The following is a 25,737-nucleotide window of genomic DNA, read 5'->3' on the forward strand; positions in this document are numbered from 1 at the left end:
CTGAGGCGGCTCAAATCACACGAAACGGAAAGGCTCAGCGCAGCGCCTGGGCCACCCCGCGCAGCGCGGGGGACTCCTTGGCCTGGATCAGGTACACCGGCACCGATTCCATGTAAGCCTTGAACCGTCCCTTGCTCACGAAGCGCTCGTGGAAGGCCGAGGCCTCCAGGCGGTCGATGACGCGGGGCAGCACCCCTCCGCCCAGATACACGCCGCCGCGCGCACCCATCGTCAGGGCCAGGTTGCCCGCCACCGATCCGAGGAAGGCGAACATCAGCTCCAGCGTCTCGTCGGCGCGAGCATCGCTGCGGTCCAACGCACGGGCGCTGATGGTGGGCGCGTCCAGCCCGGCGGGCACGGCCACGCCGTCCAGCTCGCACAGCGCTTCATACATCCACACCAGGCCCAGGCCAGACACCGCCCGCTCGGCCGAGGCATGGCCAAACCGCTTTTGCAGCGCCGCCACCACCGCCGCCTCACGCGGCGTCACTGCCGCCAGCGTCACATGGCCGCCTTCGCCCTGAATGGCGCGGTAGCTGCCATCCCCCGCAGGCACCAGGCCCGACACGCCCAGGCCAGTGCCCGGGCCGATCAGGGCCAGCGCCCCGTTCGGATCGGCCTCGCCCGCGCGGATCTGACGCTTTTCTTCCGCCGCCAAGGTCGGCAGCGCCAGCGCCAGCGCGGTGAAGTCGTTGATCACCACCAGCTTCTCCAGCCCGATCGCCTGACGCAGCGCCTCGATCGAGAAGGACCAGTGGTGGTTGGTCATGTGGACCTGATCGCCCACGATGGGATTGGCGATGCCAATCGCCCCCTGCACCGGACCGAGGCCGGCCGTATGCCGGCCGGTGTCCTTCAGATAGGTCTCGATGGCCGCCTGCAGGCTGGGATAGTCGGCGCAGGCGTAGGTGCGGACCTCGGTCAGCGCCGCCTGCGGTCCGGCCTGCCAGGCAAACCGCGCATTGGTGCCGCCGACATCGGCCAGCAGTCGGCCCTGGGCCGGGGTGCCCTGGGGCGGGGGAACAAGCATCGCACTCATGGGAAAAACAATCGGGTCAGAGAGTCGGGGCAGCTCAGGCCAGCCGCTTCTCGCTGCTGGCGTCGAACAGATGGGCCGATTCTGCCGCCCATTGCAGCCGCACCGCATCGCCCACGTTCAGATGGGGATTGCCGGCCACGCGTGACGTGATCTGCCCAAGCGGAGTATCCACCAGCAGATAGGTCTCCGGACCGGTCGGCTCGATCATGACCAGCTTGCCGGGGACGCCATCGTCCGCCAGGCGGATGTGTTCCGGGCGCAGGCCATAGAGGCAGCCGCCGTTGCCGGTGATGGCTGCATCGATGGACGCCTGCTGCTGCGCGCTGACCGGCAGCGTCACGCCCTGCGCCCGCAGACCCTGCTGCTGGCGCTCGGCGGTGACGAAGTTCATGGTGGGGGAGCCGATGAACTCCGCCACGAAACGGTTGGCCGGACGGGTGTAGATCTCCTCCGGCGTGCCGAACTGCTGCACCATGCCGTCGCGCATGACGGCGATGCGGTCCCCCAGTGTCATGGCCTCGACCTGGTCGTGGGTCACATACACGGTGGTGGTGCGGGTGCGCTGATGCAGCAGCTTGATCTCGGCGCGCATTTCAATGCGCAGCTTGGCATCCAGGTTGGACAGCGGCTCGTCGAACAGGAACAGCTTCGGATCCCGCGCCAGCGCCCGGCCCATGGCCACCCGCTGACGCTGACCGCCCGACAGCTGGCCCGGCTTGCGGTCCAGCAGATGGTCGATCTGCAGCAGCTTGGACACGCGCTGCACGGTCTCGTCGCGCTGCGCCTTGGGCACCTTGCGCATCTCCAGACCGAAGGCGATGTTCTGCGCCACGTTCATGTTGGGATAGAGCGCATAGCTCTGGAACACCATGGCGATGTCCCGGTCCTTGCTCGGCAGATAGGTGACGTCCCGGTCGCCGATGTGGATGGCGCCCGATGTCGGATGCTCCAGGCCGGCGATCATCGCCAGCAGCGTGGACTTGCCGCAGCCCGAGGGGCCGACCAGGATCAGGAATTCACCGGCGTCGATCGACAGGTCGATGCCCTTGAGAATGTCGGCCGCGCCGTAGCTCTTGCGGACCTGGGAAATGGTGAGCGCACCCATTGCTTATCCTTTCACGGCGCCGGCGGTGAGGCCGCGCACGAAATACTTGCCAGCGACAACATAGACCACGAGGGTCGGCAGGGCGGCGATGAGGGCCGCGGCCATGTCCACGTTGTATTCCTTGACGGTGCTGGTGGTGTTGGCGAGGTTGTTCAGGCCGACGGTGATCGGCTTGCTGTCGGCGCCGGAGAACACGACGCCATAGAGGAAGTCATTCCAGATGGAGGTGAACTGCCAGATCAGGGTCACGACCAGGATGGGCGTGGACAGCGGCACGACGATGCGCCAGAAGATCTGCCAGAACGACGCGCCGTCCAGCGTGGCTGCCTTGATCAGTTCATCGGGCAGGCCGGCGTAGTAGTTGCGGAAGAACAGCGTGGTGGACGGCATGCCGGCCAGCACGTGCACCAGGATCAGCCCCCACACCGAGCTGGCGATGCCCAGCGTGCCCAGCACCTGGCTCATCGGCAGCAGCACCACCTGCATCGGCATGAACACGCCGAACAGCAGGAAGGCGAACATCACTTCGCTGCCGCGGAAACGCCACTTGGTCAGCACGTAGCCGTTGAGGGCGCCCAGCGCGGTGGAGATCAGCACGGCCGGCACCACCATGAACACCGAGTTCATGAAGAAGGGCTTGAGGCCGCCGCAATCGGTGCCGGTGCAGGCGCTGCTCCAGGCCTTGGCCCAGGCCTCGAAGGTCGGGCTCATCGGGATGGACAGCAGCGTGCCGTTGCGCACTTCGTCCATGCTCTTGAGCGAGGTGCTGACCATCACATACAGCGGCGTCAGGAAGAAGGCTGCAAAGGCCACCAGCACCAGCAGCAGCAGCACGCGCTGCCAGCTCAGGCCGCTGGGCTTGCGGGCGGGGACGACGGAGGAAGGGGAGGAGGTCATCTCGGGGCTCATCACAACGCTCATGACTTCGAACGCAGCTCGGAATAGAGATAGGGCACCACGATGGCCGCGATGGTCGCCAGCATCATGGTGGCGCTGGCAGCACCCAGGCCGATCTGGCCGCGCGAGAACGCCATGGTGTACATGAAGGTCGCGGGCAGGTCGGTGGCGTAGCCGGGACCACCGGCCGTCAGGGCGACCACCAGGTCGAAGCTCTTGATGGCGATGTGGGCCACCACCATGACGGTGGAGAAGAACACCGGCCGCAGCGTCGGGATCAGGATGCGCCAGTAGATGCGGCCCAGCGACGCGCCGTCCACCTGCGCCGCCTTGATGATGGAGTCGTCAATGCCGCGCAGGCCGGCCAGGAACAGGGCCATCACGAAGCCGGACGACTGCCAGATGCCAGCGATCACCACGCAATACAGCGCATGGTCCGGATCCACCAGCCAGTCGAAGCGGAAGTTCTCGAAGCCCCAGGACTGCACCAGATGCTCGATGCCCAGGCCCGGGTTCAGGATCCACTTCCAGGCCGTGCCGGTCACGATGAACGACAGGGCCATGGGATACAGATAGATGGTGCGCAGCACCCCTTCGGCACGGATCTTCTGGTCCAGCAGGATGGCCAGCAGCAGGCCCAGCACGGTGGTGCCGCCGATGAACAGGACGCCGAAGATGCCGAGGTTGGTCAGGGCCGTCCACCACCGTTCGTTCTCGAACAGGGCGCGGTATTGGTCCAGACCGACAAATTCGTAATTGGGCAGCAGCCGTGAGGCGGACAGCGACAGATAGCCGTTCCAGGCCATCAGCCCATAGATGAAGAGGAAGGACAGGAGGAAGGTGGGCGCCACCACCAGCTTGGGAAGCCAGGGGCTGCGCGGGGCTCTTGAGGCGGACATGCTGGGCGGCGGGTACTGCAAGAGGGACGGGAAGGGGCCGGGCCATCCGTTCAGGAAGCCGGACCCCGCAGGGCGCAACGCGCGTGGACGGGAGGTCGCAGGGGCGCGTCGGCATCGCTTCGGGGCGACTCCTCACGGAGCCGCCCCGTTGCGCTTACTTCGTCTTCGAAGCGGCCACCAGGCGGCTCTGGGCCTCCTTGGCGGTCATCTTGTCGCTGTTCCAGAACTGGCTCACGACGTCCTTCATCGCGCCTTCGGCAGCGGCCGGGACGGCCATGCCATGGGCGATGGAGGGCACCAGGGTACCGGCCTTGGCATCAGCGGCGAAGTCCGCAGCCGACTGCTTGGCGCAGTCGTCGAACTTGTCCATCTTCATGCCGGTACGGACCGGGATCGAGCCCTTGTTCAGGTTGAACACTTCCTGGAATTCAGGCGACATGATGGCCGCGGCCAGGTCCTGCTGCGCCTTCTCGTTGGCCGTGTTCTTCAGCTTGAACATCGCGAACGAGTCGATGTTGAAGGTGTAGGCCTTGGCCGAGCCGGGAGCGGCGGTGCACAGGAAGTCCTTGCCGGGGGTCTTGCCAGCGGCGATGAACTCACCCTTGGCCCAGTCACCCATCAGCTGCATGCCGGCTTCACCCTTGATCACCATGGCGGTGGCCAGGTTCCAGTCACGGCCCGGGGCGTTCTTGTCGGTGTAGTCCTTGATGCGCTTGAAGGTGGACAGCACCTTCTCCATCTCGGGACCTTGCAGCGTGGCTGCGTCCAGCTGGACCAGGGCCTTCTTGTAGAAGTCCACGCCGCCCAGGCCAATGGCCACGGCTTCGAACGTGGTGAAGTCCTGCCAGTTCTGGCCACCGTGCGCCACCGGGATGATGCCGGCCTTCTTCAGGGCTTCGGCCGTGACGAAGAACTCGTCCCAGGTGGTGGGCACCTTGGCATTGGCCTTCTTCAGGGCTGCCGGATTCACCCACAGCCAGTTCACGCGGTGCACGTTGACCGGCGCAGCGATGTAGTGGCCCTTGTACTTCATGATGTTGGCCACCACCGGCGGGATCACTTCGTCCCACTTGCCGGCTGCCGCCACGCTGTCGATGTTGGTCAGCACGCCTTCAGCGGCCCATTCCTGCAGGGACGGGCCCTTGATCTGTGCGGCCGCCGGGGCATTGCCCGACACCACGCGCGACTTCAGCACGGTCATGGCGGAGTCACCACCGCCGCCGGCCACGGCGAAGTCCTTCCAGGTGTGACCCTGCTTTTGCAGCTGGGCCTTCAGGGCGGAAGCCGCCTTGGCCTCGCCGCCGCTGGTCCACCAGTGCAGCACTTCGACTTCACCGGCGTGGGCCGCGCCGGCACCCGCCAGGACCGCGACCAGGGCCGAGGCCTTTGCGAGTTGCTTGAGCTTCATCATTTGCTTTGTCTCCTTGTGAGAGGGAGGATTCGCAGGCAGCCTGGGCTGACAGCGACTCAGGTACGTCGGCGGATGGCCGATCAGAACCACATTTCGACCTGGGCGCCGAAGCTGGTGCCCGAGGTCTTGTCTTCGAAGTTCACGTTATTCGTCACGTTGCCGGCGGCACGGTTCCACTTGGCGTGGGTCACGTACAGGCGGAACTCCGGACGGTCCATCAGCGCCGGGCCCACCGACAGCGTGGGGGCGAACGTCAGCTTGGTCAAGCGGGCGGTCTGGCCACCATCGGGCTTGTACTGGGACACGCCGGCTTCGGTCAGCAGCTTGAAGTTGCGGGTGACGGCGTAGGAGACGCGACCACCGACGGAGCCCGACTTGGTCGCGACGCCCTGGTTGTCCTTCTCATGCGCGTACAGCACCATGGCCATGCCGCCCCAGGCGCCTTGCTGCCAGTTCACCGATTCCACGACGCGGTACTTCTTGGCGGCGGAGGTGTCGGTCAGGTTGCCGAAGTTGGAGTTCAGGCCGGTCGAGCCTTGAGCGTACTGCAGCCAGATCACGTTGTTCAGGCCGGTGCCGAACATGTTTTCCTGCTCATGCTTGAAGGTCAGGCCCCAACCATTGGTGCCGCCCGCGAACTGGCCCTTGGTGACCGTGCCGAAGACGCTCAGCTTGCCGCCGTCATTGACGGCTGCATCGACGTATTCCACGTTGCCGCGGTGGCCGGGGCGCTCGTTGGAATCCTTGTCGGTCTTGTAGTAGGCCACGCCCAGCTTGCCCGGGCCCAGGCCGGTGAAGCCCTTGGCGCCGGCACCCACGCCCACCATTTCGGTGAAGTAGGTGTCCACGATGTGCACGTCACCACGACGGCCGCGTTCCTTGCCGATCCAGAAGGTGGCTTCAGGCGCGATGTCGAAGCCCTTGGCTTCGGCAAACATCTGGGCGACGTCCCAGTCACCCTTGGTGCGGTCGGTGGAGCCGTCGTAGTAGTCGGTCATCAAGGTGACCTTGTATTCCACGCCGTCCTTCTTGAAGCCCTGGGCCAGCTGGAATTCACCGTAGAAATCGCACTCGTTGCCCAGGCGGTACTTCATGCCCTGGGTGCCACCGTTCAGCGCATAGCACGAACGGGAAGTGCCATTGGAAGTCAGGCCGGGGCCGGCGCGGAAGTAGCCGGTCCAGTCCAGCGCCTGGGAGGCGCCAGCAGCCATCAGCAGACCGATGGCCAGAGGGATTTGCTTGTACGCGTGAGCAATGCGAGTCATGTTTGAGTCTCCGTGTGAGGCCGCAAAACGACACTCCGGGTGCGTGTCGTTAAGCAGGCGTTTATCTTTCTTGCATGCGGGGCGCACTTTAATTTTCCTTTAATGAAACTATATTGGTGCTTACCACTATGGTTTTCGGGCGGTACGCGCCGGGTTCTCCCCCTCCTGGGGCGCCCGGCGCCTCAATGCGGGGCACCCCTACCGCAGCAGGCCACGGCAGGCGTCCTCCCTCCATTCAGCCGATGTTCAGCTTTCATTCAGGAATCTCGCATCGGGGGTGGGGAGGGCAGCCGGCGTGCCCGGTCATTCCAGCGAACTTGAATTTTTGGGGGAAGGGCCGGCGGCACGGGGCTTTCAGCGTCTGGAAGCAGGTCTGCCGCACGGCGGCAGCGGGGCCCGTAGCTCACCGCTTTTGCCGCCAGTGGCGCGCTAAATCAGCGTGAATTCCACACGTTTTGACCGAAGAAACCGCGTGGAACCCGGACGGTGTCCAGTACGCCGCCACGCAAGTCCGTCACCGCGACCACGGGCCAGCCCGTTGCAAAAACTGACCGACGTTGCCTAGACGGCCATCGCAGCCGGCAACCGGACGATGACCTGCAGCCCTTGGGGCGACAGATTCCGCGCCTCCACGCTTCCCGCGTGGCGCTCCACGATCTCCTTCACGATGGACAGGCCCAGGCCGCAGCCATTGCCTTCCTGCGTGCCGCGGAAGAAGCGCTCGAACACCTTGTCCTCGATATCCGGGGCGAGTCCCGGCCCGTTGTCCGAGACGGTCAGCATCACCTGTCCCGGATTTTGTGGCGAACGGGCGACATGGACCGTGACCGTCGCGCCACGCCCGGCATAACGAATCGCGTTGTCCACGATGTTCACCAGCGCCTCGCGCAGCAGCAGGTGAATGCCCATGACCTCGATGGCGGGCGAGGGTTCCTCGTCTTCCTCGAAGCCCAGGTCCACCTGCTGTTGAAGGGCACGCGGCACCATCTCCGCGGTCGCCTCACGGGCCAGGCGCACCAGGTCCAGCCGGGTCAGCGGCTGCCGGGTGACCGACTCCGGCTCGGTCCGGGCCAGCGCCAGCAACTGGTTGACCAGGTGGGCGCTGCGGGTCGCACTCTCATGCACCCGGGCCAGGCGGGTGGTGAGCGGCCCGGGCGGCGCCTCGGCCAGGGCCAGTTCGCTCTGGCTTTTCAGGCCCGCCAGCGGAGTGCGCAGCTGATGGGCCGCATCGCTGATGAAGCGGCGCTGGCCCTGCACGTTGTGACGCACCGATTCCAGCAGGTCGTTGATGGCCTGGGCCAGCGACCGCAGCTCCTGCGGGGCGGCATCGAGCTCGATGGGCCGCAGGTCATTGGGCTTGCGGCCCTCCACCAGGCGGCGCAGCCGGCTGATGGGTGCCAGCCCCGCGCCGACGCCGGCCCACACGATCATGCTCATCAGCACGATCAGCAGCGACAGCGGCAGCATGGTGTCGATCAGCAGCCGGCGGAACAGCAGCTCCCGGTTGGCGCTGGAGCGGGCCACCTGCACCAGCATCATCTGCTGGGCCCGGGGGTCGTCCCCGAACTGCAGATAGAGCGCGGCCACCCGCACCGGCGCCTGCTGGGCGCCGCCGTCCGGGTCTTCCAGCTGTCCGTCGTAGAAGCGCGCCTCGCCCAGCGGAGGGCTGGCCGGTGTGGCAGGCGGGCTGGGCAGGTTGCGGTTGCCGAGAATGAACTTGCCCGGCGGGGAGCTCACCGTGTAGAGCAGCTTGTCGCTGGGGTCGGCCTCCAGCACGTCCTGCGCGGCGCGTGGGAAATCGATCAACAGGCCGTTGCCCATCGGCTTGACCTGGCGGGAGAGGGACCGGACCGCCTGGGCCAGCGTGGCGTCGACCGCCTCATTGGCATAACGACCGGCGAGGCGGTAGCTGAAGAGGGCGCCGGCCAGCCACAGGACCAGCTGGGGCAGCAACAGCCACAGCAGCAGTTGGCGCTTGAGGGAATACATGATGCGGGATGCGGAATGCAGGCGGCCGATGCAGGGCGCGCTTCAGGGACGCTCGAGCTCCAGCAGATAGCCCAGCCCCCGCACCGTGCGGATGGCCACCTGGGCGCCCTCCAGCTTGCGGCGCAGCCGGTGGATATAGACCTCCACCGCGTTGTTGCCGCCCACCGTGTCGGCGCCGCGCTCGCCCGACCAGACCTGGTTGATCTGCTCCTTGGTGATCACCCGGCCCTGGTGGGTGAGCAGCAGGTCCAGCAGATCGAATTCGCGGGGACTGAGCTCCAGCATCTCTCCGCGCACCTCGGCCGACCGGGTCTCCCGCTGCAGGCTGAGCTGACCCAGTTCATGGCCGGCCTTGATGGCGCGGCTGCGGCGCATCAGGGCGCGCAGCCGGGCTTCCAGCTCGGGGAAGTCAAAAGGTTTGGTGAGGTAGTCGTCCGCGCCGGCATTCAAGCCCGCCACCCGGTCCTCCAGGCTGTCCAGGGCCGTAAGGATCAGCACCGGCAGCGAGGCGTCATGCTGACGCAGCTGGCGCAGCACCTGCAGCCCGTCGACCATCGGCAGGCCCAGGTCCAGCACCACCACGTCGAACGCCTGCTTGGCCAGCAGGTACTGGGCAACGGCGCCATTGGGCGCATGTTCAACAGTGAATCCGCTGGCGCGCATCTGCTCGCACAGGGCATCCGCCAGGAGGGCATCGTCTTCGGCCAGCAGCAAATTCATGGGCTTGGTGTCATCAGGCGCCCCGTCCTGGGGCGGCGGAATGTTAGCGCGCTTATGGACAGGCCCGGCACCGGGGCGCCCGGCGCACCGCGCCCAGGCGTTTGGGCGGTATTCGCCAGCGGGCTTCGGCAATCCATCACGCGGCTCGCTGCGCCGGGGCTGTTGGCAGCGGGCCGTCCCCGGCATCATGGCAACACGGCCCCGGGCAGGTGGGCCGACCGCGGAGCCTGGCCCCGACTCCACCCGGCCCCACCCGGCGGCGCCTCGCGGCCACGGACCTGCTTTTCAGGTCGGCCACCGGTTCTGTTCCTGGCCCCACGTTGGACGTTTCAAGTGGATCTCAAACAACTGCTTTGGCGCGTGGTCTATACCAAGAACGCCAACCTTCACAGCGGCGCCTTCTGCGCCGGACCGTGGCATCCGGACCGCTCCCATGTGGAGCGCTGCGCGGAAGTGCTGCGTGCGCGCCAACAGGACGTCGGCATTCAAAGCAACCAGCAGGCGCAGAAGAATGCGAGCTCCTGGAACGGCTTGAACTGAGGTGGTACTTTTTCGTATCTCCTTCGAGGGATGCGTACTCGCTGGCATGCACCTTCCGCCGGCCTGACTCGCTGAGCGCACCGCTCACGCTCTGTTTCTCTCCTTCGCACACCGCGCCCTCGGGAACGCCCCAGGTCCGCTGGACGATGTCATGGAGCACCCTTAGACTCGCGCCGACTTTCGTGACTCCCTCCGGCGCGAGGGCCGGTGACGTTGATCGTGCAGCGCCGTGGCCGACCGCAGCAATGACTGCGGCAGGCTTCCAAGAGGACCCCCAACGAGGGCGATCAGAAGTGACGAGTCGATATCGCTTCGAAGGATTCGTGCTGGACCTGTCCGCGCGGGCATTGCTCGCCGATGGGGTGCCCGCGCCGCTGAGCGGCCGGCAGATTGATCTGCTGGCGGCGCTGGTGTCGGAGCGGGGCGCGGTGGTGTCCAAGAACGATCTGCTCAACCGCGTCTGGCCCGGCCAGGTGGTGGAGGAAAACAATGCCGCCGTGCATGTCTCCGCGCTGCGTCGCGTGCTGGGCCGCGAGGCCATCGTGACGGTGACGGGGCAGGGCTACCGCTTTGCCTTGCCGCTGATCGACGAGGACGCCGGCGCCGCGCAGGGGCAGGACACAGCGTCCGCTTCCTCGGGGGCCGCAGTGCCCACCGTCCCCACCGTTCGTCTGCGGAGTCTGCCGTCCCTGTCGGTGACGGTGCATGGCCGCGACCATGATCTCCAGACCCTGCTCAGCCGCCTGGTGCGTCATCGCCTGGTGACGGTGGTGGGGGCGCCCGGCATCGGCAAATCGACGCTGGCACTGGCCTGTGCGCATGAGCGCCGGCAGGCCAGCCGCGACGGTGTGGTCTGGGCCGATCTGCTGCAAGGGGGGCAAGCGCAGGACCCCGTCTCCGCCGTGGCCGCCGCCTTGGGGCTGGACCCGGACCTGCCACTGGCGACCTTGCTGGAGGTGCTGCGGCCGATGTCGGTGCTGCTGGTGCTGGACAACGCGGAAGGCGACGCGGACCGAGTGGCCGCTTTCTGCCATGCGCTGATCGAAGGGACCGAGGACGTGACGCTGATGGTCACCAGTCGCCGCGTGCTGCGTGTGCCTGGGGAGCGGGTGCTGCGCACGCCGCCGCTGTCGGCGCCGCCGGCGGGTCGATCGGTGGATGAAGCGCTCGGTCACGGCGCCGTGGCGCTGCTGGTGGACCGGGTGCGGGCCCAGGGCCTTCCGTTCTCACTGGGGCAGCACAACCTGGACCAGGTCACCACGCTGTGCCGCCGCCTCGACGGCCATCCGCTGGCCCTGCAACTCGCGGCCGGCCGGCTGGCCACCTTCGGCCTGGACTCGCTGTGCGAGCGTCTGAATGACCGCTACCGCCTGCTGACCCGGGGCACCCAGGCAGGTCCCCGCCGGCACCAGTCGCTGCGGGCCTGCATGGACGACAGCCATGCGCTGCTCAGCGACGTGGAACGGCTGATGCTGCGACGCCTGGAGCCCTTCGAAGGGGGCTTCACGCTGGAGATGGCTGCCGCTGCGCTGTCCGACCGGCAACTCGACGCCTGGACAGTCGCCGAGGCCCTGGAAGGTTTGGTGGACCATTCGCTGGTCCAGGTGGAGGGCGATGAGCGTCCGCGTTATGAATGGCTGGAAAGCATCCGGGCCTACGGACTGCTGCAGCTGGAGGAACACGGCGAGGTGCATCTGGCGCGGCACATGCATGCCTACACCGTCAGCCAGCTGTTCGAGCGCGCGGCACGGGCCTTCGAGATGATGCCGGACGAGCGCTGGGTGGTGGAGTTCGCGCCGGAGCTCGGCAACGTGCGGGCGGCGCTGGACTGGTGCGTGGAGCATGCGCCGGTGATGGGCCTGGGGCTGCTGGCGCATGCGGTCCCGCTGTTTGAACTGCTGGGTCTGCGGGACGAAGCCGGCTGGCGCCATGCGGCCTACGAGAATGAGCTGCCGCACGACCTGCCCCCCGAGACCCTGACGCGCTTTTGCATCGACCATGCCCGCCTCATGCTGCCGCAGGATGCTGCTGGCGCGGGGGTGTGGTTCCGCCGCGGCTTGCGGGCCTCGCGCACTGCGGACGATCCGTCCGTGCGCTACCGGGCCCTGTGCCAACAGGTGCTGGGCGACCGCGAGATCAGCCGCGCCGCGCTGCGACATGCCATGGGCGAGATGACGGCGCTGGCCGGCCAGTGTGAAGGCCCGCATTCGGAGCGGCTGCGCCTGCTGGGGCTGGCGGCGCGTGCCCATGTATGGCGGCTGGAAGGGCAGGCCGCGGAGGCCGACAAGGCTTTGTGTGCCTCGCTCAGGCTCGCCCGCGACATCGGCGCCACGGCCTGGATGATGGACGATCTGCAGCGGCTGATCACGCTGCTGGTGGGCCACGGCCGGAGCCTGCCTTGCGCCTCGGTGCTGGTGCGCGAATGGGAAGCCGGCGTGGTGGAGGGCGCGCTGCGACAGCGGCTGCGGGCCTGCCGTGCGGCGGTGCTGCTGGCGGAGGGACGGCTCCGCGAAGCCAGGGCGGTGCTGGAGTTGCTGACGGCGCCGGAAGGCCGCTGCCTGGCGGGGCCTGACGGACTGGAGGTCTGCATGCCGCTGCTGGCGTGGCTGGCCTGCGCCGAGGGACGCGAGCGTGATGCAGCACAGCTCACCGGGCATGTCGCGGCCGCCTGGCCGCAGGGGCCGCGACAATGCCCTGAGGCGCCTTGGGATGCGCTGCTGCAGCGTCTGCGCATGCGCATGGATGACCTGCAATTGGCGGACTTGCGGGAAGCCGGGCGACGATGGATGGAGTCCGAAGCGCTGGCCGCGGCGTTGGCGCCGCCGGAGGATGTTGCGCGGGAGCCGCCCAGGGCGGTGCCGGTGATCGGGTGGATCGACGCGGATCAGCGCCGGGTGGGCGGCTGAGGGCGCGTGCGAGGGCAGCGCTGCGGTGCGAGCGCCGCCCTCGCATTGCGAAGCTTGCAGTGGCAAACCGAAGCCCGATCGCTGGCCCGCGCAGGTCGACGGCATGCGTCATGCGTCGGTCACGCACCCGTCATGCACCGGGTCGAGAGTGGGTCGGTATTCAAGGCCGGACCCCCTCATGAAGATCAACACGTCTCCCAGCGCACTGCCCGATGCATCGCATGCATCGTCTTCGGAACCCGGAACGCCGATTCCGCTGCGTGATCGACGGCCTTCGACCCCGCAGTCCCCGGGCCTGCCGCTCACACCGCGTTCCCCCGGAGAATCGTCGGCACCGTTTCGCAGGATGTCGTCAGACGCTGGAGGGCTGGCGCGTCGGCCATCCGTGGACGGCGCCTCCTCATCCACGGCGGCGGTGTTGGCACGGCGTCATTCGCTGGAGAGTGCTCCGCCGTCTACAGGCGCTGTCATCGCACCGCGTCAGTCGCTGGACCGGCTGCGGGATCGAAGCCCCCTTGCCCGCCCGGCCTCACCGTCCAGCTCGCAGGGCGGTACCGCCCCCAACGCCACGGGCGGCGCCGGACGCACGGAAGGATCCAGCAGCGCCGCGCATACGGCCGTGCCCGAGGCATCGACGCCTACTGCGCAAATGGCGCTAACCACGCCAGCCACGGCCACCACGCCAGCCACGGCCACCACGCCAACTGCGGCAACCACGCCAACTGCGGCAACAACCCCTGCAGCGACCAACGTGACGACACCGCCGCCCACGGGGACCGGCAGCGCACCCAGCCCCGCCCATGCGCCGCCGAAGGAGGCCGGCGCGCTCAGCTTCTTCGCCATGCAGAACGTGCGTCACGCCATCCCGGTCGCTGCGGTCAGGACGGTGGTGCAGGGCGTGGTGGCGCCGGAGCTGGCCCGTGCGGTGGCGACGCATCCCAATGCCGCCATCGCGACGCAGGCCGCGCTGACGGCTTGGTCCGCCGGCCGCCGCATCCTGTCGCAGCGGCACAGCGAGGCCAATCCGACCAAAGCCAATGCAGGCTTCACCGGGGACATCACCCGGGAAGGCAACAGTCTCTCGCGACGGGCCTGGCAAGCGGTGCAGACCGTCGGCATCGCTGGCGGAGACCTGGCCGCTCTGGGCCTGACCGTCGCGTCCCGCTTCCAGCCGGAACTGGTGCCCGTGGCTCAGGCGGCGGCGGCCCTGCAACTGGTCTCGCACCTGCAGGCCCAGGTGCGGGAAGGGCTGCGGCCGCTCATCAACACCGTGCACGTCGGCAATGAACACGGCGCGCCCAAACCGGCGGACGGTCGCAACCTGCGCAGCCAGGATGTGGGCTGGTCCATGCGCGGCACCTTTGGCGCAGCCACTGCGGGGATCGATCTGCTGGCCCAGATGGCCATGCAGCACACCCTGGGCGGCGCACCGGCCTGGCAGGCCTCACGCGGCCTGGCCGTCGGCGCGGGCGCCATCGCGGGGGCCGCCAACATGCTGACCTCATCGGTGGAAGATCACCTGGTTGAAACCGCCCAGGCCCAGCGCATGCAGGCCGCGGACCCCTCGCATGTCCGTCATCTGCACTGGGAGTCGAAGAATCCTTTCAAGCGGGAGGAACTGGAGCGCCAGTTCGAACGCGTGGACGCGCGGGTCTTCAACACCCTCGTGCCGGGCATGATCGCGCTGGGGCTGACGCAGGCCATGCGGCCCGCCATGGTGGACGCAGGCTGGCACCCGGACCGGCGGCAATCCGCCGAAGCCGGCCTGCATGCGGCGGTCGTGGGCCTGATGGGCGGCGCCTTGCTGGCCCTGACGGTCGCGGCCTATCAGATGAATGACACGGTCCGCAAAGACAACAACAAGAAGCCGGCGACGCCGAAGCCGCCGGCCGATCCTGGGCATATGGTCTGACGATGGACCGGGCGCGGCCGCGGTATGCCGAGCCCGGTGCCAGGCTTCAGAGCTCCAACCGATAGCCCACCCCGTACACCGTCTGGATGCGGGGCGCGGGCGGCGCATCGGGGCGATACGGCCGCGCGCGCCGCCCGTCGGGATTGAGCTTGAGCCGCAGCTTGTACACATGCTGCTCCAGCGTGCGCTTGCCGACATCGCCGGAGCGGCCCCAGATCTCGGTGGACAGCGTCTGCGTGCTCACCACTCGTCCGAGGTTCTCGAACAGCGTCCAGGCCAGCGCGAATTCGCGTGCGGTGAGGCTCACCTCGCGCGCGCCGGTGGACAGGCTCTGGGTGGCGGCATGCAGCGAATAGGGACCCGCGCGCAGTGAACTCGCGCGCAGGCCGTCGCTGCGGGACTGCACCCGCGCTCGCAGCCGATGCACCAGCGGCCCCGGCCCGTCGGCCAGCACCGCATAGTCGTCCGCACCGCGCTGCAGCGCGCGGGAGATGCCGATGGAATCACCCAGGCCCAGCACGACCACGGGCAAGGCCCGTCCGGCATGCAGGCGCAGACCCGACAACCAGGCTTCCACCTGCTGGTCGTGGTCCTCCAGAAGCACGGCGTCGGCGCCGCTGTCACGCAGCGTGACCAGCAGCGGACTCAGATGGCTGTGGGGCAGCAGCTCGCAGCCGGCATCACGCAGCGCCTGGGTGGCGAAGTGTTCAAAAGAACGGGTGGGGCAGAGAGTGGCGACTTTCACAGGGACCTTGAAAACCGATGATTCCGCCACTGTGGCGAATGCCGGTGTTTCATGTCCTTAAAGCAACATTAACTTTCATTTATGCCCCCTGGGTCAGGGGGTGAGAGCGCTTTCAGGCACACCAACGAGCGCGGTGATCCGGCGAACGTAGGCTTCGGTTTCAGCGAATGGTGGCACGCGCTGGCCGTACCGATCGACCGCTCCTTCCCCGGCGTTGTAGGCCGCGAGCATCAGCGCCAGGCGGCCGTCGTAACGGTCATGCAGCATGCGCAGATGACGCACGCCGGTGTCGATGTTGGTGCGCGGGTCCAGCAGGTCTGCCGCGCTGCGTACGCCGTAGCGGGCGGCCGTGGCCGGCATCAACTGCATCAGGCCCAGCGCCCCTTTCGGAGACCGGGCATCGGGCCGGTAGCGCGACTCCACATACATGAGCGCGGCCACCAGGGTCGGGTCCAGCTGATGGCGCTGGCTGGCCGATTGCACCAGCGGTGCCAGCGCTGCGGGGAGGGCGGCCAGCGCGGCTGCGGCGCTTCCATCCTCTGCGCCACGTTCGGGACCGCCCAGCGCCGCTGCCCATCCTGTTGCCGTTGAAGAACCCGATGTCCCCGGCGCTCGGATCACACGCCCCGAGAAGCCGACCCACGGAGGCGCCTGCTCCTCGGCGCCCGGTCGCAGGGGAGCCACTGCCACCTGCACCGTGGCGCAGTCCTGCACCAGATCGGGATGACGCAGGCGCGGGTCTTCCACCAGCAGATGGACGTCGCCATCGATCAGCGTGCAGCGGAATCGCGTCGAGGTCTCCTGAGCCAGGGCCACGGACAGCGACAAGGCCAGCATCGAGGCAAAGCACAGACGGGCGCCCCAATGGAGGCAGAGAACGAGCGAACGGTCGTTCATGGTGGTGAATGAAAACGGCGATGCGGCCACCGTAGTTCGCATGGACACGGGCAGGCCTGTCGCAAGCGAAGGTGAAGCCGCAGGTGCGAACGTTGGTGCGAACGTCGGTGCGGTGCGGCTTGCGAGCGGACCGTGACTTCGCTTGCCGCGCCTGCGCTTCGCCTGCGCCACTGGTCCCGACACAGCCCGTCCCTATCGTCCCGTTCACCCAGTCCTCTTCAGGAGCCAAGCATGTCCGCAGTGATCGCCCCCGTCGTGGCCGCCGTGGCCCAGACCGCCACCAGCGCCGTGACCGATGCCGCCACCAGCAAGCTGGAGACCCTGATGGGTCAGCGCATGTTCATGCAGTTCCAGCAGAACCAGCAGGCCATGAACAAGTCCATGTCCAAGATGACGGACCAGATCAAGGCCTCGATGCAGGACGACGAATAAGCCGCGCGGTTTCGTGATGCATCGTTCCCCTCGTTGTTCCCATCGCCGGCGGCAGTCGGTCACGGCCGCGCTGTGTGGCCTGTCCATGACCTGGGCCGGTGCCGCGCCGCAGGGGCCGGGAAGCGGCCCGTCCACGCCGCCGACCCCTTCTGTGCCCGCAGCGGCATCGGCGACATTGGTGCCATCCGCACGGTCGGTGACTCCCGCAGCCGGTCCCTCGACGGTACTGCCTGGCGCGGCACAAGCTCCCGCGGCAGCGGCTTCTTCGCCGTCCAACGCCGCCGGCAGGAAGCCCGCCGCCAAGGCCGTCAAATCGACACGCGCGCCGTCGCGGCAGTGGCGCAGTGCCCGCTTCATCTACAAGGCCGAAGGCAAGCGGGTCAACGAGGTGCTGTTGGACTTCGCCGCCAGCCAGGGCTTGCCGGCGGTGGTGGCCGAAGGCATTGACGGCACGGTGCAGGCCAGCTTCGACATGACGCCCGACCAGTTCCTGGAGTCGATGAACCGTGCCTACGGGGTCATCTGGTACCACGACGGCACGGCGCTGTATTTCTATCCCGCCAGCGCGGTGCAGAGCCGTCTGTTCCGCCTCAAGGGTTTCCGCCGTGAGCAGGTGACCGATCTGCTCGAGTCGCTGCAATTGGGCGACTCGCGGTTCCCGCTGCGCTTCAACGCGGCCGAGAGCACGCTGCTGGTTTACGGCCCGCCGCGCCATGTGGAGCTGATCGCGGCCGCGATCGAATCGCTGGATGTCGGAGCGATGGAGCGCAACCGCAAGGCCATCCGCGTGGTGCCCCTACGCTTTGCCTCCGCCGGCGACCGCGTGTTCGGACAGACCCGCATCCGCGGCGTGGCCTCCATCCTGACCTCGCTCTACAGCCCGGGCAATGCCGTCACCGGTCCGGAGTCCGAAGCCACCAGCCTGGTGGAGGTGCAGCCCGAGAAGCTGCGCGCCCTGCAAGGCGTGATGGGCCGGGACAACCGGCTGGCCGATGTGATGGCCCGCAAGCCCGGCCAGGTCACCGCCGGCCAGGCTTCCACGCCGGGAGCCGGCAGCAAGGGGCCGGGCACCCACCGCGGCCTGGAAAGCCCGGTCGATGACGACGCCCCGCCCGTCTTCCAGGCCGACGAGGGCACCAATGCCGTGATCATTCACGGCCGCCCCCAGCGCATGGACGAATATGTGGAGCTGATCCGCCGCCTGGACGTCCAGCCGGTGTTGGTCGAGCTGGAAGCCACCATCATCGACGTGAGCAGCGACAGCATCGACTCCCTGGGCATCGACTGGAGCGTGCGCGGCAGCAAGGGCAGCTTTGGCGTGGCCCAGCCCAATGGCGGCAGCAGCGGCACCTTCACGCTCAGCACCTTGTGGTCCAACGCAGGCCGCGAGTTGATGGCCCGCATCGATGCGCTCAGCGCGCGCGGCAAAGCGCGTGTGATTGCCAAGCCGAAGGTGCTGGGCGTGGCCAACCGTCCGGCAGTGATGCGCGAGAAACGCGTGGTCACGGTGAAGGTGGCCGGCAATCTCGAGGCCAACCTCTATCAGGTGGAGGCGGGCACGCTGCTGCAGGTCACGCCGCAGATCACGTCGGTGCCGGACAACGGCGGTGTGTCGCGCCGCATCAAGCTGTCGCTCTACATCGAGGACGGCAACTTCGAGACCGACCGGGTCGACAACGTGCCCATCGTCAAGCGCACGGAGATCATGACCGAAGCGCATGTGGGCGAGGGCGAAAGCCTGCTGATCGGTGGCATCACCACGACCAGCCAGTCCTCGCAGCGGGACGAGGTGCCGGTGCTGGGCCGCGTGCCGGTGCTCGGCGGCCTGTTCCGCCACACCAATGAACAGGCGGGGCAGACCGAGCGGCTGTTCCTCATCTCGCCGCGGGTCATTCGCGAGCCCTCGTTGGCGGCGGAGACGCCTGTCGGGCGCGCCGGGCCCCCTGGATCGACGGGCGCCGTCGGCTCGGCACGGACCGGCCTCGCCGGTGGCGCGACGACATCGTCTTCATCGTCGTCTCCATCGTTGTCTGCACCCGCGCTGCCACCAGCCTCCGCAGGCACCGGTCCTGCAGCGTCGATGCCGGGGTCCTTCCTGCAAGGCAGCGGCGGCTGAGACGGCCCGTCGCGCACGAACCTGATTCGCAAACCATGAAGCAGCTTCGCATCCTCACAGGCCAGCATGCCGGCGTGCAGCTACGGTTGACCCGTCAGCACTATCGCATCGCCAGCGATGACGAGGCCGACCTGCAGATCACCGACTGGACGCAGCCCCCGCTGCTCCTGATGTTCGAGGAAGAAGGTTCCGACGTGTCTCCCGCGCTCCATCTGATCGACGACCAAGGACAGCCCGCCGACCTGCTGGGCCGTCTGCAGGACTTCCTGCCGCGCCGGTTCGGGGATGTGGTGCTGTGCGCCGGACCGGATGCAGCCGCCTGGCCCAGCGATCTGACGCTGATGGATGCGCTGATGCGTCCTGCACGCCAGGACGGCGCGCTCCCGGGAGCAGCCACCGCCGCCGCCGGCGCTGCAGGCAGCAACAGCCGCAGCACCCACCGCCCCCGCTGGATGATCAGCGCGGTGGTGGCCGGTGCGGCGCTGCTGGCGGCGATGAGCGCCGTGCTCAGCACCCAGACGGCCGCATCACCCACCCCGCGCCCCGATCCCATGGAGCAGGTGGCCGGCGCCCTGCGCCAGGCCGGCGTGCAGGGCCTGGTGGTGCGCCGCGTGGACCAGCGCCTGGTGGTGGAGGGCCTGCTGGCCGGCAGCGCGGAAATGGCCCGCACCCGCGCCGCGCTCCAGCCCTTCGGCGAGCAGCAGCTGCTGCACCGTTATGCCTCCGCCGCCGACATCGTCCGCCAGATCGGTGATGCATTGAACCGGCCCGGCCTGCAGGTGGAGTACCGCGGGCAGGGCGTTTTTGCGGTGGTCGGCGAAAGCGCCGACCCCACCGGCCTGCGCGACGAGGTGCGCCGCATCAGCGCGGACATCGGCCCGCTGGTGCGCCGCATCGACGTGAGCGTCGAGCAGACCCTGCCGACGGCCCGCGTGCGCATGGGCGCCATGCTGGGCGGCGACGGCCTGCGCTACGTGCAGACGGCCGACGGCACCAAGCATTTGTCGCTGTGGACCCCACCGGAGGACGGCGCTGCCGTGCCGGGGGATCCGTCTTCTTCATCCCCCATCGGAGAACCGTGATGGACCAAGCCCTGGAGCAGACCGTGTTCGCGGACCTCGCGCACATCGAAAAGACCCTGACCGATGACCTCAGCGGCGAGCGCACGCGCGCCATGCTGAGCTACTTCGACCAGGTCACCCGCAGCACCGAAGCCCATCTGCAGTCCGCGCTGCCGGATGCGGAGCGTCAGCTGACCTCGCAGCTGATCGAAGGCTTCCGGGCCTCGCAGCGCATCGTGCGGCATGTGTGGGAAACCATCCACACCGCGTCGCTGCCCGCCTGACACCACCCTCAACGCGAGAGGAGCCGCCCTGATGAGCACCGATGCCATGCCGGCCGGGATCTCGCCCGCCGGGCCGGGATATCCGCTGATCTACCGCAACCTGATGGCCGTGGGCCTGCTGGGCGCCGTCTACCGCGCCAGGGAGGATGCCGCCACGGTGAGCGCCGCCGTGGAGCTCACGCTGGACGATCCCACGCCCTACCGCGTGTGCCGGGCGATTGCCCAGGGCATCGGCGGTGATGCGGAATATGCCGCCGCCACGCTGGGGGAGCATGTCAGCGAGCACCCGGAGGACGAAGGCGCCAAGGTGGCCCTGGCCACCGCCTTCCTCCTGGCCCGGGACGAGCGCTGGCGCGCCATCCTCGACGAAGTGCTGGCCACCAGCACCGACCAGAACGTCCGCCAGGCCGCCAATGGCGTGCTGGCGCATGCGGCGAGCCGTCAGCCGGAGCATCCGAACTGACGTGCCGCCTTCGAGTGTCGATGGGGTGAATGGTTCATCCCGTCATCTTCGGCGCCATCCGGCGCCCTTCAACCCCGGAAGTTGACTTCCGCAATCAAGGAGAGAGTCATGAGCAGTTCTGCAGCAGGTATCTCGGGTGGTGCATCCGCTGGCGCTTCCGCCACCATGGACCAGATGATGGGCCAAATGGAAGCCCAGAACATCCAGCAAATGAAGAACAACCTGCAGATGGGCCGCATGAGCCAGGAAGCAGCGATGTCCGAAGCGCTGGGCAAGAAGTTCAAGGCCGCAGGCGACAGCGTCAAGGGCCTGGTCTGATGACCCGGTAGACCCGTCGGCCCCCCGTGGGCCGATGGGTCGGGTCCCCGCCGTCCCATGTGCCCCGCAAGGAGATTCCCATGTCCTCAATGAACGCGGGCGCCGCGCTCGGTGCTTCCTCGTCGGCCGGTGCGTCCGCCACCTCGCAGGCTTTGATGGGCCAGTTGGCCACGCAAAGCAAGCAGGCCATGGCGAACAACCTGGCGATGGGACGCATGAGCCAGGAAGCGGCCCTGTCCGAAGCCCTCGGCAAGAAGTTCAAGGCGGCCGGAGACAGTGTCAAAGGCCTGGTTTGACACGCGCTGGGTGCACGGCAGGTCACCGTTTTCAATTTCAGTCGGAGCGAACACCATGAGCATGACGATTCAATCGCCGCTGAACATGGCCTTGCAGGGCATCCAGAGCCCCCTGGCCGGCCTTCAGCAGGCCTTGCAGGGCCTGCAACAAGGGCTCCAGGGCCTGCAGCAGCTGCTGCAACCCCTGGAGAACCTTCTCAAGAATCCGTTGGCCAGCGCCCTGAGCGGCGCGGGCCAGGGCGTGGCCCAGGCGCTGGGCGGCCTGGGCAATGCCGCCGGCTCGCCGCTGGGCGGGCTGGGCCAGGCCCTGGGCGGCCTGAGCCAAGGGCTGGGCGGCCTGAGCCAGGCGCTGGGCGGGCTGACCAATAGCCTCACGCAGGGCCTGAATCCCTTCGGCCAGGGCGGGCTGGGCGGGCCGCTCGCCCAGAACCTGCTGGGGGGCGCACTCGGGGGTGCACTCGGCGGCGCCAGTGGGGGTCTTGGCGGTGCCCTCGGCGGCGCGCTGGGCGGCCTCGCGCAAGGACTGAACGGTGTCAACCAGGCCATCGGCGGTCTGGGGCAGGCCGCGATGGGCGGCGCCAGCGGCGCCTTGATGGACTCGCTGGGCAAGGCCATCGAAGGCCTGGGCAGCGCGCTGGGCGCCGCGGGCGCGCTCGCCGGCACGCTCAACTACATGGGCACCAACGGCCAGGGCCCCATGACGCCGGACCGCGCCATTCAGGCGCTGGCCAAGGGCATGCAGGACTCGGGCATGAAGATGCTCAGCGGCAAGGACCTGGACGACGCGGCCAACGGCATCCGTCCCAAGGGCATGAAGCCGGAAGACTTCACGCCGGAATTCCAGGCTGCCTGCAAGTTCCTCAAGAGCGACGAAGGCAAGGCCACGCTGCGCAAGCTGGACACCGCCGATGCCGACAATGCCGGCCAGGGCCTCTTCAAGGGGCGCCCCGACGGCAACATCGGCCTGGGCGATGTGACCGCCGCCCTGCAGAAGACCGGCCTGAACGCCGGTCAGCGCGATGCGGTGTCCACCCTGCGCGAGAACTTCAATGCGCTGTCCAAGGACGGCAAGACCTTCGACCTGGACACCGTCCGCAACGTGGCCAACGGCATGAACATGCCGGACGGCAACCGCCCCAGCGGCGAGCTGATCCAGGCCTGCCAGAAGTTCCTGCAGGACACCGCGCTGCACCTCTCGGCGGACAACGCCCAGAAGGTCGGTGAAGGCAAGTTCGACCAGCAGGGCGACCAGAAGTTCAGCATGAAGGATCTGGACAAGACGCTGGCACGGGCCTGATCCCGGCCGTCCTCCAAGGCCCCCGGCGCTCATGCCGGGGGCCGGTTCCCACCCCTCGAGTCCCCCAACGAGCCCTGGAGCTTTCATGATCGATTCCTCGTTGCAACGCAAAGACTTTGTCTCCGGCCTGGTTGGCCTGGTCAGCCTGGCGGTGGACCGCGAACGGCTGGACGACGCCGAAGCGCTGCTGGGCGCCGTGCGCCAGCTGCGTCCCAAGGTGGCCCAGCTGGACTTCTTCGAAGCCTGGATCGCCATGAAGCGCGGCCACTGGACCGACGCCATGCGCACGCTGCGCGGCCTGGATGCCACTGCGCCGGAATGGGCGATGGCCAAGGCCTTCCTGGCCTACTGCCAGTTCGCCACCGGTGACGCCGCCTGGCGCGCCACGGCCGAGGAAGTGCTGCAGACCTCCACCCATGCCGAGGCGCTGGACATGGCGCGGACGCTGCTGAATCCGGAAGAGGCGCAGGCGCAGGACGAGTCGCAGCCCTCGGCGGACGACCGCAGCGTGGAGCCGGCCGTTGTGCCGCTCTCGATCGACCTGTCGCAGATGGCCTATATGCGGGCCTGAGGAGCAGCCATGACCGATCCCATCCAGGCGATTGCCGCGCAGGACATCCTGCGCCAGGCCGGCGGCACGACGCCGGACCTGCAGGCCCAGGCCCAGCGCTTCGAGCAACTGATGGCGCAGCAGCCCCAGGCCGACGCCGGCTCGCAGCGACCTGCAGCCGTGTCCGCCGCCGACTCCACCATGGGCCGCACGCTGCACACGCTGGATGACGCGTCCCGACAGGTGACGGCCGACATGCAGCGCTTTGTGGCCGACGCACCGACCATGGACCTGCAGACGCTGACCACGCGCTCGATGGAGCTCAACCTCCAGGTGGCGACCCAGGGCCTGCAGTTCACCGCCTGCACCTCGGTGGCGCAGAGCAGCAAGAACGGCCTGCAGACCCTGATGAAGAACCAGTGAGGAATGCCATGCGCGCCCTGTCCTGGATGATGGTGCTGCTGCTGATGGCCTTGCTGTCCGCCTGCAAGACCGACCTCTACACCAAACGCACCGAGGCGGAGGCCAACGACATGGTCGCGGCCTTGCTCCAGCGCGGGGTGGAGGCGGACAAGAAGACCGCCGACGGCGGAAAGACCTGGAATGTGTCGGTGGATGAAAAGGATGTCGTCAGCGCGCTGGACATCCTGCGGGCCAATGGCCTGCCCAACGACAAGTACGTGTCCCTGGGCGACATGTTCAAGAAGGAAGGCCTGATCTCCACGCCTACCGAGGAGCGGGTGCGCTTCATTCACGGGGTGTCGCAGGAGCTGTCCAGCACGCTGTCCAAGATCGACGGCGTGATCGTGGCCAAGGTGCACATCGTGCTGCCCAACAACGATCCGATGTCCACCACGGTGAAGCCGTCCAGCGCGTCGGTCTTTGTGAAGTACCGGCCCGAGATCGACGTGCCGCAGCTGGCGCCGTCCATCAAGAGCATGGTGGCCCGCAGTGTGGAGGGGCTGACCTACGACAACGTCACCGTGACCCTGGTGCCCGGTGCGATGCTGCCGGCGCAGGCGCGGCATGTGGCGGCGGAGAGCCCTTGGACCTGGGTCCTTGGTGGAGTCTTGCTGCTGGTGCTGGCGGCTGCGGGCGGGTTCGGCGTGGTGATGTGGAAGCGGCCCGCCTGGCTGCCGCCGGCATTGGCCCGCCGCCTCGGTGGAGCGGTTGCGACGGCGCTGGTGCCCACACCGGGCGGAGACTGAGCATGGCGGCTGTCCTGATGCCTGCCTGCGATGCCACCGTCGCGATGCCCAGCGGTGACACCATCCGCCGCCTGGCCCACTGGGCCGTGGCCTTCGACACCAAGCTCTGTCATCTGGTGGACGACCTCGACACTGAATGGCAGGCGCCCTTGTTGTCGCCCTGGTCCTTCATGCAAGCAATGCCGGCTGATCGGTCCGACGCCCTGTGGCCTCGCTTGTGGCGAAGCCGCCTCGGCCAGGAGGGCGTCTGGCCCAGGCTCGATCAATTCGAAGACCCGTGGTGGCGCCTGGGCCTGCTGCCAAGGCCTGAACTGCTGCACCGCCTGTGCGTGCTGGCGCTGGCCCGCCGCCCGGGCGTGCTGCGATGCTGCATCGACCGCAGTGTGCGTGTGCCGCTGCAGCGGGCGCTGGCGGATGCCTTTCCCGTGCTAAGCGCATTGAGCCTGCAAGGTCGGCCGGTGGATGCCGTGCAGGCCGGCTGGTCGCCGGTGGAGTGGGCCTGCGTGGGATTTCTCGATTGGGCCGACATGCTGGGACCCGATGCGCGGCTGGTCCAGACCCTGGTCCGCTGGTCGCTGCCACGGCAGATGCTGGATCGGCGGTCGCAAGCCGGTCCGGTGCCGGCAGAGCGGTCCTGCGATGCGGCCCGGCAGGCGCTGGTTGAGGCCGGCATGGAGTGGCCATGCTGATCTGGTGGCGCGGCCCGGGCGCAGCATCGGACCTCACCGGCGTGCCGCATGGCGTGCTGCGCCGCGAGCAGCTGGAAGCCCTGTGCGACCACACCACGCTGCTGCGCCAGGCGCAGGAGCAGGCGCAGGCGCTGCTGGCCCATGCGCACGAACAGGCCGAGGCGGTGCGGGCGCGGGCGCAGCAAGACGCTGAAGCGCTGTGGGCACAAGCCCAGTCCCGCATCGAGGCCGCCTGCGAGGAAGGACGCGCCGAGGGCGAACGGCAGGCCGCCGTCGCCTGGCATGAACGCCAGGCCGGTCATCTGGTGCAGCAGGCCGACGCGGTCCGCGGCCTGCATGAAAAACTCGCCGAGGTCGTCACCAGTGCCGTGGAACGCATCGTGCATAGCGGCGACCGTGCAGCCCTGTTCCAGCGGGCGATGCGCAGCGTGCAGTCGCTGTCCCGGTCGGCCACGGCCCTGACACTCAAGGTGCATCCCGATGATGCGCAAGCAGCCCGCGACGGCATCGACTCGGTCGCGGCGCTGCAGACGGCCGGCCTGAGCGTGGAGGTGGTCGCCGATCCGGCCCTGCCGGTGGGCAGCTGCGTGTTCGAGTCGGACCTGGGCGTGGTGGATGCCAGCCTGGACATCCAGCTCACCGCCCTGCGTCAGGCCATGTCCCGGGCGGTTCGCCGCGCCGTGGCGGAGGACTGAGGC

General features: G+C 68.1%; 27 protein-coding genes. 16 read left to right on the forward strand and 11 right to left on the reverse strand.

Annotation, left to right across the window (positions count from 1 at the left end):
• Positions 1–34: 34 nt before the first annotated feature.
• The 8 genes from DES44_RS06620 to DES44_RS06655 form a co-directional block, all read right to left on the reverse strand.
• The gene (locus tag DES44_RS06620; protein ID WP_232309799.1) at positions 35–1,039 is read right to left on the reverse strand and encodes a glucokinase; all 1,005 of its coding nucleotides are present in this window, start codon (positions 1,037–1,039) and stop codon (positions 35–37) included.
• Between the two features lie 34 nt (positions 1,040–1,073).
• Positions 1,074–2,144: an ABC transporter ATP-binding protein gene (locus tag DES44_RS06625; RefSeq protein WP_058935680.1), complete on the reverse strand. Its 1,071-nt coding sequence runs from the start codon at positions 2,142–2,144 to the stop codon at positions 1,074–1,076.
• A gap of 3 nt (positions 2,145–2,147) precedes the next feature.
• A complete protein-coding gene (locus DES44_RS06630; RefSeq protein WP_058937480.1) occupies positions 2,148–3,041 on the reverse strand; it encodes a carbohydrate ABC transporter permease in 894 nt (297 codons plus the stop codon).
• Positions 3,042–3,061: 20 nt separating this feature from the next.
• Positions 3,062–3,940 carry a carbohydrate ABC transporter permease gene (locus DES44_RS06635; RefSeq protein ID WP_058937479.1) on the reverse strand — a complete coding sequence of 293 codons (879 nt, stop codon included), beginning with the start codon at positions 3,938–3,940 and terminating at the stop codon, positions 3,062–3,064.
• A gap of 154 nt (positions 3,941–4,094) precedes the next feature.
• Positions 4,095–5,351, reverse strand: a complete 1,257-nt coding sequence (locus tag DES44_RS06640) for an ABC transporter substrate-binding protein (protein WP_058935679.1) — start codon at positions 5,349–5,351, stop codon at positions 4,095–4,097.
• Between the two features lie 80 nt (positions 5,352–5,431).
• The gene (locus tag DES44_RS06645) at positions 5,432–6,616 is read right to left on the reverse strand and encodes a maltoporin (protein WP_058935678.1); all 1,185 of its coding nucleotides are present in this window, start codon (positions 6,614–6,616) and stop codon (positions 5,432–5,434) included.
• 561 nt (positions 6,617–7,177) lie between these two features.
• Positions 7,178–8,605, reverse strand: coding sequence for a sensor histidine kinase (locus tag DES44_RS06650; protein ID WP_058935677.1), 1,428 nt, complete (start codon positions 8,603–8,605; stop codon positions 7,178–7,180).
• Between the two features lie 42 nt (positions 8,606–8,647).
• Positions 8,648–9,325 carry a response regulator transcription factor gene (locus tag DES44_RS06655; RefSeq protein WP_058935676.1) on the reverse strand — a complete coding sequence of 226 codons (678 nt, stop codon included), beginning with the start codon at positions 9,323–9,325 and terminating at the stop codon, positions 8,648–8,650.
• Between the two features lie 333 nt (positions 9,326–9,658).
• Between DES44_RS06655 and DES44_RS06660 the strand changes: the two genes are divergently transcribed.
• Together DES44_RS06660 and DES44_RS06665 are read left to right on the forward strand one after the other, a co-directional pair.
• Positions 9,659–9,865 (forward strand): hypothetical protein, encoded by a 207-nt coding sequence (locus DES44_RS06660; RefSeq protein WP_147306991.1) that lies wholly within the window; start codon positions 9,659–9,661, stop codon positions 9,863–9,865.
• A 293-nt stretch (positions 9,866–10,158) separates the two neighbouring features.
• Complete coding sequence (locus DES44_RS06665) at positions 10,159–12,771, forward strand: ATP-binding protein (RefSeq protein ID WP_170156619.1); 2,613 nt, start codon at positions 10,159–10,161, stop codon at positions 12,769–12,771.
• Positions 12,772–13,251: 480 nt separating this feature from the next.
• On the opposite strand, the gene DES44_RS25265 is transcribed toward DES44_RS06665, so the two are convergent.
• Positions 13,252–13,488, reverse strand: coding sequence for a hypothetical protein (locus DES44_RS25265; RefSeq protein WP_157592968.1), 237 nt, complete (start codon positions 13,486–13,488; stop codon positions 13,252–13,254).
• A gap of 34 nt (positions 13,489–13,522) precedes the next feature.
• Between DES44_RS25265 and DES44_RS06670 the strand changes: the two genes are divergently transcribed.
• Positions 13,523–14,683, forward strand: coding sequence for a hypothetical protein (locus DES44_RS06670; protein WP_058935673.1), 1,161 nt, complete (start codon positions 13,523–13,525; stop codon positions 14,681–14,683).
• 46 nt (positions 14,684–14,729) lie between these two features.
• On the opposite strand, the gene DES44_RS06675 is transcribed toward DES44_RS06670, so the two are convergent.
• Both DES44_RS06675 and DES44_RS06680 read right to left on the reverse strand, forming a co-directional pair.
• Positions 14,730–15,428 (reverse strand): winged helix-turn-helix domain-containing protein, encoded by a 699-nt coding sequence (locus DES44_RS06675; protein ID WP_170156621.1) that lies wholly within the window; start codon positions 15,426–15,428, stop codon positions 14,730–14,732.
• A 93-nt stretch (positions 15,429–15,521) separates the two neighbouring features.
• Positions 15,522–16,325 carry a lytic transglycosylase domain-containing protein gene (locus DES44_RS06680; RefSeq protein ID WP_232309798.1) on the reverse strand — a complete coding sequence of 268 codons (804 nt, stop codon included), beginning with the start codon at positions 16,323–16,325 and terminating at the stop codon, positions 15,522–15,524.
• A gap of 231 nt (positions 16,326–16,556) precedes the next feature.
• On the opposite strand from DES44_RS06680, the gene DES44_RS25270 reads away from it, so the two are divergent.
• From DES44_RS25270 to sctL, 13 genes are all read left to right on the forward strand, one after another.
• Positions 16,557–16,757 carry a hypothetical protein gene (locus DES44_RS25270; RefSeq protein WP_058935670.1) on the forward strand — a complete coding sequence of 67 codons (201 nt, stop codon included), beginning with the start codon at positions 16,557–16,559 and terminating at the stop codon, positions 16,755–16,757.
• Positions 16,758–16,773: 16 nt separating this feature from the next.
• On the forward strand, positions 16,774–18,873 hold the full coding sequence (gene sctC, locus DES44_RS06690; RefSeq protein ID WP_083525680.1) for a type III secretion system outer membrane ring subunit SctC: 2,100 nt from the start codon (positions 16,774–16,776) through the stop codon (positions 18,871–18,873).
• Between the two features lie 35 nt (positions 18,874–18,908).
• Entirely contained in the window at positions 18,909–19,955 is a 1,047-nt protein-coding gene (gene hrpD5 / locus DES44_RS24980) for an HrpD5 family protein (RefSeq protein ID WP_058935668.1), read from the forward strand.
• Entirely contained in the window at positions 19,955–20,218 is a 264-nt protein-coding gene (locus DES44_RS06700) for a hypothetical protein (protein ID WP_058935667.1), read from the forward strand. Before hrpD5 ends, DES44_RS06700 begins: the two co-directional genes overlap by 1 nt.
• Positions 20,219–20,249: 31 nt before the next feature.
• Entirely contained in the window at positions 20,250–20,681 is a 432-nt protein-coding gene (locus DES44_RS06705) for a hypothetical protein (RefSeq protein ID WP_058935666.1), read from the forward strand.
• A gap of 108 nt (positions 20,682–20,789) precedes the next feature.
• Positions 20,790–20,999 carry a hypothetical protein gene (locus DES44_RS24535; RefSeq protein ID WP_147306992.1) on the forward strand — a complete coding sequence of 70 codons (210 nt, stop codon included), beginning with the start codon at positions 20,790–20,792 and terminating at the stop codon, positions 20,997–20,999.
• Positions 21,000–21,079: 80 nt separating this feature from the next.
• On the forward strand, positions 21,080–21,295 hold the full coding sequence (locus DES44_RS06710) for a hypothetical protein (RefSeq protein ID WP_147306993.1): 216 nt from the start codon (positions 21,080–21,082) through the stop codon (positions 21,293–21,295).
• Between the two features lie 55 nt (positions 21,296–21,350).
• The gene (locus DES44_RS06715; RefSeq protein WP_116001344.1) at positions 21,351–22,592 is read left to right on the forward strand and encodes a hypothetical protein; all 1,242 of its coding nucleotides are present in this window, start codon (positions 21,351–21,353) and stop codon (positions 22,590–22,592) included.
• A gap of 85 nt (positions 22,593–22,677) precedes the next feature.
• A complete protein-coding gene (locus DES44_RS06720) occupies positions 22,678–23,163 on the forward strand; it encodes an HrpB1 family type III secretion system apparatus protein (protein WP_058935663.1) in 486 nt (161 codons plus the stop codon).
• Positions 23,164–23,172: 9 nt separating this feature from the next.
• Complete coding sequence (locus tag DES44_RS06725; protein WP_058935662.1) at positions 23,173–23,565, forward strand: hypothetical protein; 393 nt, start codon at positions 23,173–23,175, stop codon at positions 23,563–23,565.
• An 8-nt stretch (positions 23,566–23,573) separates the two neighbouring features.
• Positions 23,574–24,350, forward strand: coding sequence for a type III secretion system inner membrane ring lipoprotein SctJ (sctJ, locus tag DES44_RS06730; RefSeq protein ID WP_083525678.1), 777 nt, complete (start codon positions 23,574–23,576; stop codon positions 24,348–24,350).
• 2 nt (positions 24,351–24,352) lie between these two features.
• Positions 24,353–25,039 carry a type III secretion protein HrpB4 gene (locus DES44_RS06735; RefSeq protein WP_058935661.1) on the forward strand — a complete coding sequence of 229 codons (687 nt, stop codon included), beginning with the start codon at positions 24,353–24,355 and terminating at the stop codon, positions 25,037–25,039.
• The gene (sctL, locus tag DES44_RS06740; protein ID WP_058935660.1) at positions 25,033–25,734 is read left to right on the forward strand and encodes a type III secretion system stator protein SctL; all 702 of its coding nucleotides are present in this window, start codon (positions 25,033–25,035) and stop codon (positions 25,732–25,734) included. Before DES44_RS06735 ends, sctL begins: the two co-directional genes overlap by 7 nt.
• The last annotated feature ends 3 nt before the right edge of the window (positions 25,735–25,737 follow it).

It is taken from the genome of Roseateles depolymerans (assembly GCF_003387155.1).
Taxonomy (GTDB): Bacteria; Pseudomonadota; Gammaproteobacteria; order Burkholderiales; family Burkholderiaceae_C; genus Roseateles; species Roseateles depolymerans.

What these genes read in the sequence shown, in the direction of transcription:
- DES44_RS06655 (WP_058935676.1), bottom strand. Translation starts at nt 9,325, where the DNA reads ATGAATTTGCTGCTGGCCGAAGACGATGCCCTCCTGGCGGATGCCCTG.
- DES44_RS25270 (WP_058935670.1), top strand. Translation starts at nt 16,557, where the DNA reads ATGTCCGCAGTGATCGCCCCCGTCGTGGCCGCCGTGGCCCAGACCGCC.
- DES44_RS06635 (WP_058937479.1), bottom strand. Translation starts at nt 3,940, where the DNA reads ATGTCCGCCTCAAGAGCCCCGCGCAGCCCCTGGCTTCCCAAGCTGGTG.
- DES44_RS06620 (WP_232309799.1), bottom strand. Translation starts at nt 1,039, where the DNA reads ATGAGTGCGATGCTTGTTCCCCCGCCCCAGGGCACCCCGGCCCAGGGC.
- DES44_RS06735 (WP_058935661.1), top strand. Translation starts at nt 24,353, where the DNA reads ATGGCGGCTGTCCTGATGCCTGCCTGCGATGCCACCGTCGCGATGCCC.
- DES44_RS06705 (WP_058935666.1), top strand. Translation starts at nt 20,250, where the DNA reads ATGAGCACCGATGCCATGCCGGCCGGGATCTCGCCCGCCGGGCCGGGA.
- sctC (WP_083525680.1), top strand. Translation starts at nt 16,774, where the DNA reads ATGCATCGTTCCCCTCGTTGTTCCCATCGCCGGCGGCAGTCGGTCACG.
- DES44_RS06645 (WP_058935678.1), bottom strand. Translation starts at nt 6,616, where the DNA reads ATGACTCGCATTGCTCACGCGTACAAGCAAATCCCTCTGGCCATCGGT.
- DES44_RS06630 (WP_058937480.1), bottom strand. Translation starts at nt 3,041, where the DNA reads ATGACCTCCTCCCCTTCCTCCGTCGTCCCCGCCCGCAAGCCCAGCGGC.
- DES44_RS06715 (WP_116001344.1), top strand. Translation starts at nt 21,351, where the DNA reads ATGAGCATGACGATTCAATCGCCGCTGAACATGGCCTTGCAGGGCATC.
- DES44_RS06640 (WP_058935679.1), bottom strand. Translation starts at nt 5,351, where the DNA reads ATGATGAAGCTCAAGCAACTCGCAAAGGCCTCGGCCCTGGTCGCGGTC.
- DES44_RS06725 (WP_058935662.1), top strand. Translation starts at nt 23,173, where the DNA reads ATGACCGATCCCATCCAGGCGATTGCCGCGCAGGACATCCTGCGCCAG.
- sctL (WP_058935660.1), top strand. Translation starts at nt 25,033, where the DNA reads ATGCTGATCTGGTGGCGCGGCCCGGGCGCAGCATCGGACCTCACCGGC.
- DES44_RS06650 (WP_058935677.1), bottom strand. Translation starts at nt 8,605, where the DNA reads ATGTATTCCCTCAAGCGCCAACTGCTGCTGTGGCTGTTGCTGCCCCAG.
- DES44_RS06710 (WP_147306993.1), top strand. Translation starts at nt 21,080, where the DNA reads ATGTCCTCAATGAACGCGGGCGCCGCGCTCGGTGCTTCCTCGTCGGCC.
- DES44_RS06720 (WP_058935663.1), top strand. Translation starts at nt 22,678, where the DNA reads ATGATCGATTCCTCGTTGCAACGCAAAGACTTTGTCTCCGGCCTGGTT.
- DES44_RS24535 (WP_147306992.1), top strand. Translation starts at nt 20,790, where the DNA reads ATGAGCAGTTCTGCAGCAGGTATCTCGGGTGGTGCATCCGCTGGCGCT.
- DES44_RS06680 (WP_232309798.1), bottom strand. Translation starts at nt 16,325, where the DNA reads ATGAACGACCGTTCGCTCGTTCTCTGCCTCCATTGGGGCGCCCGTCTG.
- sctJ (WP_083525678.1), top strand. Translation starts at nt 23,574, where the DNA reads ATGCGCGCCCTGTCCTGGATGATGGTGCTGCTGCTGATGGCCTTGCTG.
- DES44_RS06700 (WP_058935667.1), top strand. Translation starts at nt 19,955, where the DNA reads ATGGACCAAGCCCTGGAGCAGACCGTGTTCGCGGACCTCGCGCACATC.
- hrpD5 (WP_058935668.1), top strand. Translation starts at nt 18,909, where the DNA reads ATGAAGCAGCTTCGCATCCTCACAGGCCAGCATGCCGGCGTGCAGCTA.
- DES44_RS06625 (WP_058935680.1), bottom strand. Translation starts at nt 2,144, where the DNA reads ATGGGTGCGCTCACCATTTCCCAGGTCCGCAAGAGCTACGGCGCGGCC.